Annotated in this window: 12 protein-coding genes; 11 read left to right on the top strand and 1 reads right to left on the bottom strand. The window is 36.9% G+C overall.

What is annotated here, in order from left to right; translation table 11 throughout:
• Positions 1–185: 185 nt before the first annotated feature.
• The 10 genes from FNN08_RS02055 to FNN08_RS02010 all read left to right on the top strand — a co-directional run bounded on the left by FNN08_RS02055 (position 186) and on the right by FNN08_RS02010 (position 13,905).
• A complete protein-coding gene (locus tag FNN08_RS02055; protein ID WP_143583006.1) occupies positions 186–2,030 on the top strand; it encodes a DUF885 domain-containing protein in 1,845 nt (614 codons plus the stop codon).
• A 138-nt stretch (positions 2,031–2,168) separates the two neighbouring features.
• Complete coding sequence (locus FNN08_RS02050) at positions 2,169–4,559, top strand: ATP-binding protein (protein WP_143583005.1); 2,391 nt, start codon at positions 2,169–2,171, stop codon at positions 4,557–4,559.
• Positions 4,560–4,665: 106 nt separating this feature from the next.
• Entirely contained in the window at positions 4,666–5,073 is a 408-nt protein-coding gene (rcsF, locus tag FNN08_RS02045) for an Rcs stress response system protein RcsF (protein ID WP_143583003.1), read from the top strand.
• Positions 5,074–5,100: 27 nt separating this feature from the next.
• A complete protein-coding gene (gene tsaA / locus FNN08_RS02040; protein ID WP_143583001.1) occupies positions 5,101–5,817 on the top strand; it encodes a tRNA (N6-threonylcarbamoyladenosine(37)-N6)-methyltransferase TrmO in 717 nt (238 codons plus the stop codon).
• A 139-nt stretch (positions 5,818–5,956) separates the two neighbouring features.
• A complete protein-coding gene (locus FNN08_RS02035; protein WP_143582999.1) occupies positions 5,957–6,937 on the top strand; it encodes a rhodanese-related sulfurtransferase in 981 nt (326 codons plus the stop codon).
• A gap of 142 nt (positions 6,938–7,079) precedes the next feature.
• Positions 7,080–7,265, top strand: coding sequence for a hypothetical protein (locus tag FNN08_RS02030; protein ID WP_143582998.1), 186 nt, complete (start codon positions 7,080–7,082; stop codon positions 7,263–7,265).
• A gap of 117 nt (positions 7,266–7,382) precedes the next feature.
• Complete coding sequence (locus FNN08_RS02025) at positions 7,383–9,098, top strand: proline--tRNA ligase (protein WP_143582996.1); 1,716 nt, start codon at positions 7,383–7,385, stop codon at positions 9,096–9,098.
• A gap of 561 nt (positions 9,099–9,659) precedes the next feature.
• Positions 9,660–10,694, top strand: coding sequence for a glutathione synthase (gshB, locus tag FNN08_RS02020; RefSeq protein ID WP_143582994.1), 1,035 nt, complete (start codon positions 9,660–9,662; stop codon positions 10,692–10,694).
• On the top strand, positions 10,678–12,672 hold the full coding sequence (locus tag FNN08_RS02015; RefSeq protein ID WP_143582992.1) for a flavohemoglobin expression-modulating QEGLA motif protein: 1,995 nt from the start codon (positions 10,678–10,680) through the stop codon (positions 12,670–12,672). The genes gshB and FNN08_RS02015 overlap by 17 nt, the downstream gene beginning before the upstream one ends.
• Positions 12,673–12,861: 189 nt before the next feature.
• Complete coding sequence (locus FNN08_RS02010) at positions 12,862–13,905, top strand: GMP reductase (protein WP_143582991.1); 1,044 nt, start codon at positions 12,862–12,864, stop codon at positions 13,903–13,905.
• 107 nt (positions 13,906–14,012) lie between these two features.
• On the opposite strand, the gene FNN08_RS02005 is transcribed toward FNN08_RS02010, so the two are convergent.
• Complete coding sequence (locus FNN08_RS02005) at positions 14,013–14,615, bottom strand: lecithin retinol acyltransferase family protein (RefSeq protein ID WP_143582989.1); 603 nt, start codon at positions 14,613–14,615, stop codon at positions 14,013–14,015.
• Between the two features lie 152 nt (positions 14,616–14,767).
• On the opposite strand from FNN08_RS02005, the gene FNN08_RS02000 reads away from it, so the two are divergent.
• Positions 14,768–15,991 (top strand): pyridoxal phosphate-dependent aminotransferase, encoded by a 1,224-nt coding sequence (locus FNN08_RS02000; protein ID WP_143582988.1) that lies wholly within the window; start codon positions 14,768–14,770, stop codon positions 15,989–15,991.

Here is a 15,991-nt window from a genome sequence, read left to right as displayed (position 1 = left end):
AGTTGCTATAACAGTATCGATTTCATTACACTCTCTACCACGAAAATTGTAACTATATGTCACACAACCTGTAAATTTGTGTGTTTATCGCGTAACTTAACATTCAAGATTACACTTAGTGCTGTTTTGTAATAAGTTATGAGCTAAGTAATAGTAAATAAATATAGAATCTATAGAGAGTTAATATGCAAGTTAAAAAGTCTATTGTCGCATTAGCATTGTCTGCTGCATTTATCGGGGGTTGTAATAACACGACTGCACCTGAAACAAAAACTACAGAGCAAGTGCAAACTGCAACACAAGTTGAAACTGAATCAGCGCGTTTAAATGCCTTCTTTGAAAAGTCGTTTATGGATGCAGTTATGCGCTCTCCACAATACCAAACTTACTTAGGTATTAAAGATGATTACGATAAGTGGGATGACAATTCAGAAGCGAATGCTGAGAAAGAGCTGCAAATAACTAAAGATAATTTAGCGCAATTACAAACTTTTGACTACGACGCTTTAGATGAGCAAACAAAAATCAGCTACACATTGGCAAAACAGTCAATGGAAAGAGAAATAGCTGATTATAAATGGCGCTACCATAACTACCCAGTTAACCAAATGTTTGGTACTCACTCAAATGTACCTTCATTCTTAATCAATCAACACACAGTTAAAAATTTAGACGAAGCTAATGCTTATGTTAGTCGTTTAAATGGTATTGATGTAGTAATTGAGCAATTGATCACTCAATTAAAAATTCGTGAAGACATGGGCATTATCGCACCAAGTTTTGTTTTCCCTCATGTAATTCGTGATTCTCAAAACTTAATTGCTGGCGCACCATTTGATAACGGCGATGATTCTACTCTTTTAGCTGACTTTAAAAAGAAAGTTAATGCTTTAGAAATAGAAGAAAGTGCGAAATCTGAATTACTTAACCAAGCAAGTACTGCATTACTTACTAAAGTACGTCCTGCGTATCAAGATCTTGTTGACTACTTAATCGAGCTAGAAGCTAAGTCAACAGCTGATGCTGGCGCATGGAAATTCCCAGAAGGTGATGTGTTCTATAACAATGCTTTAGCGAAAACGACGACAACTAAATTTACCGCGGAAGAAATCCACCAAACAGGCCTTAACGAAGTTGCTCGTATTCATGAAGAGATGCGTGTAATTAAAGATAAAGTTGGTTTCAAAGGTGATTTAGCTGCGTTTATGGAATTCATGCGTAATGATGACCAATTCTACTACCCAAATACGGAAGCAGGTAAGCAACGCTATTTAGATGAAGCTACGGCTTATATCGATACGATGAAAACTCATTTAGATGAATTGTTTTTAGTTAAACCTAAAGCCGATTTAATCGTGAAGCGAGTTGAAGCATTCCGTGAAAAGTCAGCAGGTAAAGCTTTTTACAACCGCCCAGCACCAGACGGAAGCCGTCCTGGTATGTACTACGCGAACCTATATGACATGAAGGCAATGCCTACTTACCAAATGGAAGCTCTAGCTTACCACGAAGGTATTCCTGGTCATCATATGCAATTAGCGATTTCTCAAGAGCTTGAAGGTATTCCTACATTCAGAAAGTTCAGTGGTTACACAGCTTATAGCGAAGGTTGGGGCTTATACACTGAGTTTTTACCGAAAGAGATTGGCATGTACTCTGACCCTTATTCTGACTTTGGACGTTTAGCTATGGAATTATGGCGTGCTTGTCGTTTAGTAGTTGATACAGGTATGCATGTTAAAAAATGGACCCGTGAAGAAAGTATTAACTACTACGTAGAAAATACACCAAACGCTAAATCAGATGCGATTAAAATGGTTGAGCGCCACGCGGTAATGCCTTCTCAAGCAACCGCATACAAAGTAGGTATGCTAGAGATTTTACGCTTACGAGATATGGCTAAAACAGAGTTGGGTGAAAAATTCGATATTCGCGAATTCCATGATGTTTACTTAAAAAATGGTCCTCTACCTATGGATATCGTAGAACAAATGGTTAAAGAATATATTGCGAGTAAAAAGTCTGCATAATAATATTCTCAGCTAACATTATTATAAAAAAGCCGCTTTGCGGCTTTTTTTATAGGCAAAATAACGTTGATAATGCAAAAAAAGTAATCTAATGATAAACTTAGAATCAATAATACTTATTAACCACTTGTTGTTTTTATGACTATAAATCGCTTTTTCAACGGTATTTTTCTACTCCTACTATTTGTTATCACGGCAAATATTTCAGCATTTTATTTTTACCAACATTCAGAGCAGCAACTAAGTGACTTACAAAACGACCGCCTAGCAATAATGGAGTTGTCAGCGCAAGTCCGTGATACCTCAAACAAACTAACCAGAACCTCGCGCACCTACGTAGTTACAGGAGATAAAACTTACGAAAGATATTTTAATGAAATATTAGATATTCATAGTGGTAAGCGCCCTCGCCCCGAGCATTATTTTAGTATTTACTGGGATAAACTTCATACCCGAGCAGAACGAAGCATAAGCAGAGAAGTGCCACTACTAGACATAATTAGCAGCTTGATCACGCCAGAAGAGCATTTGTTAATTTTAAAAAATGCCGTGGGACTTACCGACAATATAAACCAAATAGAGCTACAAGCTATTAATTTATATAATAAAGATCAACGTTCTGGTAAAGAACAAGCGTTAACCTTGTTGTATGGTAAGCACTATTTAAAACTAAAAAGTGAAATGATGGAACAAGTTGACGTTTTTGAATCTGCTTACGATAAATGGCATTTTCAACAAACATCAAAATTAGAGCAGCAAATAAAATGGGCTAAGTTCACTAAATTACTTTTACAAATTACGTTTTTATTAACGCTTTTATCAATACGCTTCTTTTTAATCAAAAATGTAAGCAGTCCACTTACGGCATTAACTTGCTATGCAAAGAAAATTGCTAAAGGTGATTTTTCTAGTGAAGTAAAAATTACAACAGATACTGCCGATATTACCTTGCTTGCAAAGTCGATGCAGCAAATGCAGGGGGATATAGCGCAAACTTTATCTCGTTTTGAAGCTCAAACAGCACTTGCAGAGCAAGCTAAGCATCAAGCTCAGTCAGCCAATAAGAGTCGCGGTGAGTTTTTAGCAAACATGAGCCATGAGATCCGTACTCCAATGAATGGCATAATAGGCCTAAGCCAATTATTGCAGCAACAAAAATTGGGCGTTGAAGAACAAGCCTACGTTGATAAAATTTTATTATCCGCTCAGCAATTATTAGATATCCTCAATGACATATTAGATTTTTCAAAAATTGACTCAGAAAAGCTGCATATTGAGACTATTGAATTTAACCTAAAAACATTATTTGATCGCATTAGCAATGTCCTAGCAATTCAAGCAAGTGACAAAAACTTAGAGCTAATATACGACATACCAGCAGAGCTACCAACGCAGTTTTACGGCGATCCTATCCGTATCGGGCAAGTATTAATGAACTTAACCTCAAATGCGATAAAGTTTACCGAGCAAGGTAGTATTACAATAAAATTAAGCACTGAAAACGAGCAATTATTACTGTCAGTTATCGATACAGGTGTTGGTTTAAGTAATGAGCAACTTGAGCATATATTCAAGCCATTCTCACAAGCTGATAACTCAGTTACGCGTAAATTTGGTGGCACAGGTTTAGGTTTAACTATTTGTAATAGTTTAACTGCATTAATGAATGGCCAGTTAACGGTTACATCTACACTTAATAAGGGCAGTACCTTCACCCTCGCCTTGCCTATTATTAAAGAGTTAAACAACACTGCGGTTGAATTAAATAAAATGCCGGTTGTACTCTATTCAGATAATGAACATCATCAACAGCTATGTGACTCGAATGCTAAATTTTATGACTTAGAGCTCACCCTTCGTTCAATCGAGCAGTTAGAACAAGAAATAGAAGAATTTAAGCAAGATAGCCTAGTAATTATCGATTGCCACTCATTAACAACAAGCACAGTGGCAAAAATTGCACAGCAACACAAAGCAATATTAGAAAGTGAAAAAGTCAACTTGGTCACTTTAACCAATATCAACCAAACAGAGCACAGAGAGCAGTTTAGTTATAAAAGCGATAAGGTAAATATTCATTGCCCGCTGATTTTTGCAGAAATACTAAACCTATTAAAAATACAGGCCCCGAGCTCAAAAGATATTAATGAAGATAAAGCATTTAATGGCATTAAAGTATTACTTGCTGAAGACTTTAAACTAAACCAGATAGTAGCCAAAGGATTACTTGAAAAACTTGGTATACAAGTTGATATTGTTGAGGATGGTCAGCAAGCGCTTGCGGCAGTTGAAAAAAATCAATATCGGATGATTTTTATGGATGTTCATATGCCAGTAATGGATGGACATGAAGCAACTCAAAAAATAAGAGCACAAGCTCAATATGATGATTTACCCATTATCGCATTAACCGCGGATGCCCAAAAAGAGCATATGGAAAAATGTATAACGTCGGGAATGAATGACTTTTTATCAAAACCATTTATGCTTGCAGATATAGAAAAAATTATTCTCAAACATCTAAAATAAAAAAAGCTAATGCATGGCATTAGCTAACACCAATAAATTGGTATAAACGATTGCACGGGGTACGTGTACGCTTGCAACTAACTTAGCAACTTAATATGACACTTTTATGAAGCCACTAAATATAATCAATAAATTTCAACGCAGCTATGTTATTCCCCTCACTATTTTATGCTTAATTACAGCCTGTAGCAGTAATGTTGAGGTAGAAACAAATTTAGATGCCGAAAATTTTGAGAATTACTTTGCTACCGGTTCGGTAACCGTTTACCAAGATGAAAATGAATTTAATGGTCCATCTAATTTTGTTGGCATTGTCGAAGGTGAAAGCTGTAAAGCAAAAGAAAATAGCGTGCCTGCTAATGCCGCAGATGCAAGAACACAAGCACGTAAAAAAGCTGCACAATTAAACGCAAACGCAGTTGTTTTTACCTCATGTACGCTAATTGAAGATCAGCAATGTCTTGAAATGATGGTTTGTTACGGCAAAGCTTATCAAGTCGTAGATAAACAATAATCTGCCTATTTATTTAAAGTGACTATTTTGACTAACAGCCCTACATTTAATTTTAATGCCATTGCAGTTGTACACTCTCCATATAAACAGAAGTTTGCCATTCCCCGCCAACCGGGTCTAGTTAGTGCCGCACATGGAAAAATAGAATTGGTTGCCGACTATAGTAATATTGAGCTTGTTAGAGATATTGAGCAACACAGTCACTTGTGGGTAATCTTTGTTTTTCATGCCACCCAAGCACAAGGTTGGAAGTCATTAGTAAAAGCCCCCCGCTTAGGCGGCAATAAGAAAACTGGGGTGTTATCTACTCGCTCCACTTTTAGACCAAACCCTATCGGAATGTCAGTAGTCAAGCTAGAGGGTGTTGTTAAGCAAGGAAGTAAAATTTACCTAAACATCTCAGGTTTAGATTTATTAGATGGTACACCTGTTTTGGATATAAAACCTTACATCCCTTATAGCGACTCGATAGCAAGCGCCCATTCGGCCATGGCTAATACAGCGCCAGAGCAAGAGTTATTAGTAAGTTTTAGCGAACAAGCAAGCATTGAATTAAATACACTAGCCTCTAACTACCCTGAATTGGAAACATTGATCACACAAGTGCTTAAGCAAGATCCTCGCCCTGCATATAAAAAGCTAAATAAAAACATGCAAGAGTATGGCATGAATTTATATGATTTAAATATAAGGTGGCAAGTTAAAGATAACCAATGCGAGGTTATCAGCATTAATCTGCAATAATAGCTAGACCCCCTTCCCTTAATTTTGCTTTGTGTCCTTTGCTGTGTATAATTGCGCCGCCTTGATCACATAAAATAACAAAGGCAAACAATTTAATAACCGCGCCGGATTTACGTTCCGGTCAGCACGAGGAAATACCATGTCCAATATAGTTGTATCTGCACTATACAAATTTGTCACGCTCGAAAATTTTGAGCAATTAAGAAATCCTATCCATAACACCATGCAAGAAAATAATGTCAAAGGTACTTTATTGCTTGCTAAAGAAGGTATTAACGGAACTATAGCTGGTTCACGTCAAGGCATAGACAATGTTTTAGCTTTTTTAAAAAGCGATGAGCGTTTGAGCGAGCTTTCTCACAAAGAATCATTTACCCAAGAGCCTCCATTTAAACGCTGTAAAGTTAAACTAAAAAAAGAAATCGTTACCATGGGTGTTGAAGGTATTGACCCTAAGCAAGTTGTTGGTACTTATGTAAAGCCACAAGATTGGAATGCTCTTATTTCAGATCCTGAAGTATTATTAGTAGATACACGCAACGATTACGAAATTGAGATTGGTACTTTTAAGCATGCCGTAAATCCAAATACAGAAACATTTCGTGAGTTTCCTCAATATGTTAAAGATAATTTAGATCCTGCTAAACATAAAAAAGTGGCAATGTTTTGTACCGGCGGTATACGTTGTGAAAAATCGACTGCTTATATGAAAGAGCAAGGTTTTGAAGAAGTTTATCACCTTGAAGGCGGGATTTTAAAATACTTAGAAGAAGTACCAGAAGAGAATACCCTGTGGCAAGGCGATTGCTTTGTTTTTGATGACAGAGTTGCGGTTGATCACTCTTTAGAGAAAGGTAAATATGATCAATGTCATGCATGTCGAATGCCTATCACTGAAAAAGAAAAGCAACTACCTGAATATGAAAAAGGTGTTAGCTGTCATCGCTGTATTAATAAAGTAACTGACCAGCAACGTGCTCGTTATGCCGAACGTGAAAAACAAATGAACCTGGCAAAACAGCGTGGTGAAGAACATATTGGTAGTGGCGCAGCTAAAACCATTGAACAGCGTAAAGCGATTAAAAAGCAAAGAATAGAGCAACAAAGAACTAGTTCATAACGTTGCAGCAATATAAAATAATTTTAAGGCCAGCATAGACGCTGGCCTTTTTGTTACTAATTCAACACCTTACATTGTGATTTGAAAATAACTTAATGATGGCTTAAAATTGTACAATAATTAACCACACAGGTTTTATATTATGGCTGACGATATTTCAAATTTTGATGAGTTAAAAGATGAAAATCAAAGTTTAAATAGCAATGTTTCTGACGAGATTGAACAAGCAGATACAGATAATCATTCTTCTATGTGGTGGTTAAACATACGCCGCCGATGCCATAAACACAACAACCTAAAGCGCAACCTTATTCGCCGAAAACATTAGTTAATAGTATTCAATCAATTTAAAAAGACAAAAACATCAAATTGTGCTTTTTCCTTACCCGTGAGGCTGATAGAATAGCGACAATTTTCTATTCATTTTATTCGGAATTGTACAGCAATGCGTACCAGCCAATACCTACTTTCTACGTTAAAAGAAACGCCAGCAAATGCTGAAGTTATCAGTCATCAATATATGTTACGTGCGGGCCTTGTTCGCTCTGTAGCTTCAGGGTTATATACTTGGTTACCCACTGGCCTGAAGGTTTTAAAGAAAGTTGAAAACATAGTACGTGAGGAAATGGACCGCGCAGGCGTTATCGAAATGCTTATGCCACTTGTACAACCTGCTGATTTATGGGAAGAATCTGGTCGTTGGGAAGATTACGGCCCAGAATTACTTCGTATTAAAGACAGGCACAACCGTTCATTTGTACTTGGCCCAACTCATGAAGAAGTTATCACTAAGCTTATCAGCTTTGAGCTAAACAGCTACAAGCAACTGCCTTTATCGGTTTATCAAATTCAAACTAAATTCCGTGATGAAATTCGTCCACGTTTCGGTGTAATGCGTGGCCGTGAGTTCTTAATGAAAGATGCTTACTCATTTCATTTAGATCAAGAGTGTTTAGAAGCGACTTACCAAAAAATTCATGCTGCATATTGTCGTATATTTGATCGTTTAGGTTTAGTTTACCGCCCAGTATTAGCCGATACCGGCTCAATTGGTGGTGATGCATCTCATGAATTCCATGTACTTGCCGATTCAGGTGAAGATGATATTGCTTTTAGTGATGCAAGTGATTATGCCGCTAACATTGAAAAAGCAGAAGCATTAGCGCCAGCAGGCGAACGTGCAGCTGCAACTAAAGCGTTAGAAAAAGTTGCAACGCCTAATGTACATAGCATTGAGGAAGTATCTAGCTTCTTAAATGTTGATGCAACGCAAGTGGCTAAAACATTATTAGTTTTAGGTGAATGTGAAGACGGTGAAACACCACCTGTAGTCGCTTTAGTACTTCGTGGTGACCATGAACTCAACGAAATTAAAGCAGAGAAAATTGCAGGTATAGCTTCACCACTTACGTTTGCAAATGATGCTCAAATTCAAGATGCCGCTGGCTGTGATGCTGGTTCAATCGGTCCGGTAGGCTTAAATATTCGTGTAGTAGTTGACAGAACAGCTGCACATTTAGCTGATTTTGTTTGTGGTGCTAACGAGACAGGCTTCCACTACACAGGCGCAAACTTTGAACGCGATATCACTGAATTTGAAGTTGCCGATATTCGTAATATTGTTGCAGGCGACCCTAGCCCATGTGGTCAAGGTAGTTTAACAATCAAGCGCGGCATTGAAGTTGGCCATATTTTCCAATTAGGTGATAAATATGCCAAAGCCATGGGCGCTGCGGTATTAAACGACAACGGTAAAAACCAAACCATGACCATGGGTTGTTACGGCATTGGTGTTTCACGTATTGTAGCTGCTGCAATTGAGCAAAACCATGATGAAAACGGTATTATCTGGCCTGATGCTATTGCTCCTTTTAAAGTAGTTATTGTGCCAATGAATATGCATAAGTCTGCTCGTGTTAAAGAAACAGCAGAAAAGCTTTACAGTGAACTGTTAGCTGCAGGTGTTGAAGTTATTATTGATGACAGAAAAGAACGCCCAGGAGTAATGTTTAAAGATGCTGAATTAATCGGTATTCCACACAGCATTATTGTTGGTGAACGTAATTTAGATAATGAAGAAGTTGAATACAAACACCGCCGTGGAGGCGATAAAGAAACATTAAAAATAGCTGATGTTGTTGAGTTTATTTGTAATAAGTAAACCTTTATATTTATTCTAAGTTAAAGTCTAAAGAGCATCTATTGATGCTCTTTTTTTTTGCACTAAAAAATACAATTTATTAGTAGATTTCAGTATTAACAATCGTTTAATATTAGCAAAATATGAATAGAGCTAGATTTAGCCCTTCATAAATGTCTTACTTATGCACTTCTAATGCAGCCTTTAAGTAAATTATTATTTTTAATAGCCTAGCTGTAGCCCTTATAAGGTAGCGGTTTTGCTGTTTTTAATGGAGAACAAATAAATCGAATGTAGAGATAAATACAAAAGCAGATTAGCTTTTGAAAAATATTTACTCATTAATTCTACATTTTAAAATTATTGATCTAAATTAAATGGTAGAAGAACTTTATCTTCATTAATTATCATTTAGATTTTTGCTTTAATTGTTTATTTCATCACAGTTACACTCGCTTTCAGCCAGTAAATATAAAGTAACTAGATGACTTAGTTGTTTTTAACTTTTGCGGTCTTCATTAGCAAACTTACCTAGTTCTTTACAAAGAAATTCTGAAGACTGCCTTATGCAAGGCGTTATAAATGAATATACTCTTTTTGATGTATCCGTGGGATAAAATTGATCCTGAAACAGACTCTACCTTACGTTTAATTCACGAATGTGTTTCGCGCGGTCATACAGTAGCAATCACCACACCAAATAATTTAACTATGCGCGACTCAGTTGCCAGTGCATTTTGTCAGGTGTTTTCTCAGGCGCCGACACCAGCAAACATTGTCTCATTTTATAAAAAAGCCAAGTTTAAAAAATCAAGGCTGCCACTTGCTGGTTTTGACACTATTATTATGCGTGCCAACCCTCCACTAGATCCAATCGCCTTAAACTTTTTAGATTCGGTGCGTGAAGAAGTGTTCATCATGAATGACATTGACGGTTTACGTATTGCCAATAACAAGTTGTACACAGCCTCATTTGATGATCCTAACAATAAATTTATTCCAGTAACTCATGTATCTAAAACACCAGATTATTTAGAAGAAGTATTGCGTGAGTCTGCAACCGATAAAATGATCATGAAACCCCTCGATGGCTATGGCGGTGCTGGTGTTATCTTAGTTGAAAAGCACGCTCAAAAAAGTTTCCATTCCCTATTAGAGTTTTACATTAACAGTGGTAAAGGTGGTAACTACGTTATTTTACAAGAGTATGTGGAAGGGGCAGATGCCGGTGATGTACGAGTTTTAATGCTTAATGGTGAGCCTATTGGGGCAATGAAACGTGTTCCTTCAGATGGCGAAGTTCGCTCAAATGTCCATGCTGGTGGCACAGTAGTAAAGCACAGTTTAACTAAAAAAGAAAAAGCGCTTTGTAAGCATATTGGGCCTAAATTAGTACGCGATGGTTTGTATTTTGTTGGCATTGATTTAATCAATGAAAAACTGATTGAAGTTAACGTGCAAAGCCCAGGTGGCATCATGCGTATTAACCGTTTAAACAATGTTAAATTACAAAAGAAAGTAATTGATTTTATCGAGAGTGTTATTAACGCCAAAGAAGCATTAACGTTACGTAAAACTGAATTTAGAAAGGCGATAAAAGATGCTCACGCTATCTGAGAAACAATGTATTGCGCTGATTAATAAAGGTGAGTGTTTTCATGCCGAAGTAGAAAACGCTGCTTTTATTATAAAAATTGATGAGTATTGCCCTGTTATCTGCGCAGCGATACATAATGGCCATAACCTGCGCGATGATTTACAAAAAGCTTTTTTATTAAGCGATGATGAGCGTTTTTATGAAGAAGATCCGTATACTTACGACCTAATATCTTCTTTCCCTATCACTATTTGTGGTAATGATTCTCGATTTGAGTATGACTTAAATCGAGCAAAAACGCTCTCAACATATTTTAAAACAGCTTGGGATAAACAAGTTTGGCAAAAACCGCTAACCCCTAAACAAAGAGCAGTGAGTCACGCTAAGCACCAGTCTTTTTATAATGTACTTGAGGCGCTTATAGCTAAAATTGAAAAACAATTTAAAAACAGTATTGTCTTTGATATTCACTCTTATAACTTCAAGCGCATCGAACAAGACACGCCAACATTTAATATCGGCTCTGCTCAAATAGATATTGAACGTTGGGGTTCAATCGCTAATCATTTTGAAAAGCAGTTGCATAAGATTGAACTACCAAACCTTAATGCCCGAGCCGCAACTAATGAAGTATTTCAAGGTCGAGGTTATTTAATTACCCATGTTAACGCACACTTCGATAATACCTTGGTATTGCCTGTAGAGGTCAAAAAAGTATTTATGAATGAAACTAATGGTGAACTTTATCCATTAGTTTTAGAAGAGTTACAAGCAGGCATTAAGAATGCTATCTCAGAAACCGCGGCATTCTTTATGCGCCGTTATGCAAAGAAGAAATCCGTTAGTAAAGTCGATATGCTCGCTTCTTCCCTAGCCCCTGAGATATTAGCAGTTGATAAAAAATTATATAGTTTGTGCCGAAAAATAGAGACCTTAAACTTTATTAATCCGATTAATATTGCCAGTGAACGTAAGAAATTTTTATCAAGTAAAACACAAAAGAACCCACAATTTAGGTACAAACAGTTAAACATCAATCCGCACCAGTTTAGAGAAAAGCTTTATAAGCTTGCGATTGATGAGATAATTGATCCTGATATTAATCATTTATATCGTCATGTCATTGAGAATTACGCCACAAAAATTGACCTACTTAGCTCTATTGGTAACGATGATTTTGTCTATAACTCATTAAAATATTATGGCGAACCCGATGATAATGATATTGCCAATGCTGAATTTATATTGCGCGCACCAATGCTTGAGGGTGATGCCCAAGAGCCAATACATAATGCCGATTATGTGGTGCAATACTTTACTGAAATAGCCAAACAATGGGGCTTAAAATGTAAGATAGAAAAGTCAGCTCGCATAGTGGCAAAAGCCATGGTTAATAATGAAAAAGGCCTATTACTGGTCAATAAAGATGCGTTATTTTCTGAAAAAGAATTAAAAGCATTTGCTTATCATGAGCTTGGCATACATATGTTAACCACCATCAATGCGAAAAACCAAAAACTGAAAGTATTTTCCTTAGGGTTAGTGGGTAATACCCATACTCAAGAAGGCTTAGCTATATTTAGTGAGTATTGTTCTGGCAACTTAACTCTCAGTCGCTTAAAAGTGTTGGCTCTGCGTGTAATGGCAGTTAAGTTTATGCTTGAACACAATGACTTTACTAAAACATACCAAGCCCTTATTGATAATTATCAAGTAAGCAGAGAGCAAGCATTCACCTTAGCGACAAGAGCCTATCGTGGTGGCGGTTTTACTAAAGACTACCTTTATTTAAAAGGCTTTAGAGATATAGTTGCATTAAGTAAAACACATCCTCTGGATAATCTATTGGTAGGTAAAACTGGCTTAGTGGATTTACCTGTTGTGACTGAAATGATTGAACGCGGCTTCATCCCAAGAGCTCAATCATTATTTCCGTTAACGATTGAGCCGAAAGCTGATACGCAAATTATCGATTATTTAGTTTCAGCAATTCAATAACTTAACCTTTAGTTACAGAATTATCAAAAATTTAAGTTGTAAATTAAATATCTCAACATATAATACTGAAAACCGGGGCGTCTGATTACCAGACATCCCGGTTTTTTTTTGGAATTTTTTTAGTGTGCTGTTCTTAGCTAACCAGGACACTTATATTTTATTTAATAGCTAAAGATTAAAGGACATACCATGCGTATTGAACAAGACTTAAAATTAGGTTTTAAAGATGTGCTTTTCCGTCCCAAGCGTTCGACTTTAAAAAGTCGTTCCCAAGTTGAATTGAATCGCGAATATACTTTTAAACACAGTGGCCGTAAATGGTCAGGCGTACCTATCATTGCCGCTAACATGGACTCTGTAGGTAGTTTTGAAATGGCAGAAGCTTTATCAAAACATAACGTAATGACGGCTATTCACAAGCACTACTCAGTAGATGATTGGGCTGGCTTTGTTAAAAACTACGACGCAAGTGTATTGAACAACGCGATGGTATCAACTGGTACTTCTGAAGCTGAATTTCAAAAAACGAAAGACATTATGGCGCTTTCAGACGACTTAATTTTTATCTGTATCGATATTGCTAATGGCTACTCAGAGCATTTAGTAGAATACGTTGAGCGTGTACGTGCTGAATTCCCTAACAAAATCATTAGTGCGGGTAACGTAGTTACTGGTGACATGGTTGAAGAACTTATTTTAGCTGGTGCTGACATTGTTAAAGTTGGTATTGGCCCAGGTTCAGTATGTACTACTCGTGTTAAAACAGGTGTTGGTTACCCACAACTTTCTGCAATTATTGAATGTGCTGATGCTGCTCATGGCCTTGGTGGCATGATCATTGGTGACGGCGGTTGTAGCTGTGCTGGTGATGTTTCAAAAGCCTTTGGTGGCGGTGCTGATTTCGTTATGCTTGGCGGCATGCTTGCAGGTCACAGTGAAAGTGGTGGTGAAGTGTTCGAAAAAGATGGTAAATCTTTTATGAAGTTTTACGGCATGTCTTCACAAAGTGCAATGGACAAGCATTCAGGTGGTGTTGCTAATTACCGTGCAGCAGAAGGTAAAACAGTGTTATTACCATACCGTGGCAGCGTTGAAGGAACAATTCAAGACATTATGGGCGGCGTACGCTCTACTTGTACTTATGTTGGTGCGGCTAAGCTTAAAGAGCTAACTAAACGAACTACATTTATCCGAGTACAAGAGCAAGAAAATAACGTTTTTGGTAAAGAATAAACTTTACCATAAGAAACGTTCTTACAAGTAAATAGCGAAAGGCCTGTACTCTATGTGAATACAGGCCTTTTTATTAGTAAAAAAAAGTTTCTAGTTTCTAGAAAACATCAAAATCGTTTCTCGAATTGCCACTTATCCCAATAAATTTTTTGCTTAAAATATTTCGAAAACAGCTTATTTAATTGATGAAAGGTTGTTAGTTCAGCATTCGTCCCACTAATACATTGCCAAACAAATCGATGGCAATTATTTTTAATTAGATCATATTCTTGATAATTAAATATCTGCTTAATTGCCCTTTGTGCAATTAAATCATTAACCAAAGCATTTCCTTTGGCGTCACAAGCAACAAATATTTCATTACCTGAACGCTCTTTTAAAAATCGCTGTGGAGAAATCGCTTTAATCAAGCCACTACCGTGTAATTCCACTATAGTATCTTTATCAATTAGTATACCTGTATGATCTAATACCCCGCCTAAACCACAACACACTAATGCACCAGGTTTAATTTTAGCAAAATGCGTTGATGCAAAAATTTCAGAAGGGTATTTAGCAATACCACTGCTGTGCAGATCAAATTCATCCCTGATAGTTTTATTGCTATCTAACCTACGGTTTTTATCAGCTTTTTTTTGATGCTCTTTTAATTCACTCGCGGCCACAGCAGAAACTACAGCGGCGCCTAATAAAATTAACGGTAATGCCATAAATCACCTTCTACTTGCTATAAATAGCTCTATTAATATTAGTTATAAGCAAAAAATCACAAAATATCACAAAAAAAGTGTCAGCAAGTGTTTCAAAAGACTAGTATTTAAGTATTCTATAAAGGAAGACCATTAAACGCAGTAAGTAGCCCATGAGTAAGTATTTAAAATCACAAAAATTATCTGGCGTATGTTATGACATTCGAGGCCCTGTAGCCGCCGAAGCTAAACGCTTGGAAGAAGAAGGCCAAAAAATATTAAAACTGAACATAGGTAACCCTGCCCCATTTGGTTTTTTAGCCCCAGATGATATTTTACGCGATGTAATTCATAACTTACCTACCGCACAAGGTTACAGTGAGTCACAAGGCATCTACTCTGCTCGCGTTGCTGTTATGCAATATTATCAACAATTTGGTCTACTCAATTTAAGTGTAGATAACATTTTTATTGGTAATGGCGTAAGTGAGCTAATAGTAATGGCTATGCAAGCTCTGTTAAATAGTGGTGACGAAGTACTAATTCCGGCTCCAGACTACCCTCTTTGGACTGCTGCCGTGTCATTATCTGGTGGTAAAGCAGTGCATTACCGTTGTGATGACGCCAACTTTTGGTATCCAGACATAGAGGATATTCAGAGTAAAATAAACAGTAAAACCAAAGCGATTGTATTAATTAACCCAAACAATCCAACAGGTGCCGTTTATCCGAAAGAGGTTTTGGAGCAAATTATTGCCTTAGCTAAAGAGCATGACTTAATTGTATTTTCAGATGAAATTTACGATAAAGTATTATTCGATGGTGCAACTCATACACCAACAGCAAGTTTAACTGAAGACGTACTTGTGGTCACTATGGGTGGCTTATCTAAAAACTATCGCATCGCCGGCTTTAGAGCTGGTTGGATGATGCTTACCGGTCCATTACATCAGGCAGAAAACTACATTGAAGGCTTAGTTATGCTAGCCTCGATGAGGCTGTGTGCGAATGTACCTTGTCAACACGCGATTCAAACGGCACTTGGTGGTTATCAAAGTATAAATGAGTTAGTCACAGAAGGTGGGCGTTTAAAAGTACAGCTCGATATAGCTCATAAAATGATAAATGAAATTGATGGTTTAAGCTGTCATAAAGCTAAAGGTGCAATGTATTTATTCGTTAAAGTTGATACCGATAAATTAAAAATTCATGATGATGAGCAAATGGTGTTAGACATTCTTCGCCAAGAAAAAATCTTGTTAGTGCAAGGTAGTGCCTTTAACTTAACTGATGGTATTTATTTTAGGTTAGTATTTTTACCGCACAGTGAAGATCTAGTACAAGCAATTACACGCTTAAAGCACTTTTTTAGTCATTACTCTCAAGAAGAGGTTTAA

The sequence above is a fragment of the Thalassomonas sp. M1454 genome (assembly GCF_007097525.1).
In the GTDB taxonomy this organism is placed as follows: Bacteria; Pseudomonadota; Gammaproteobacteria; order Enterobacterales; family Alteromonadaceae; genus Thalassotalea_A.
Note: the sequence above shows the minus strand (reverse complement) of the source record. Positions and strands in the feature narration are given on the sequence as shown.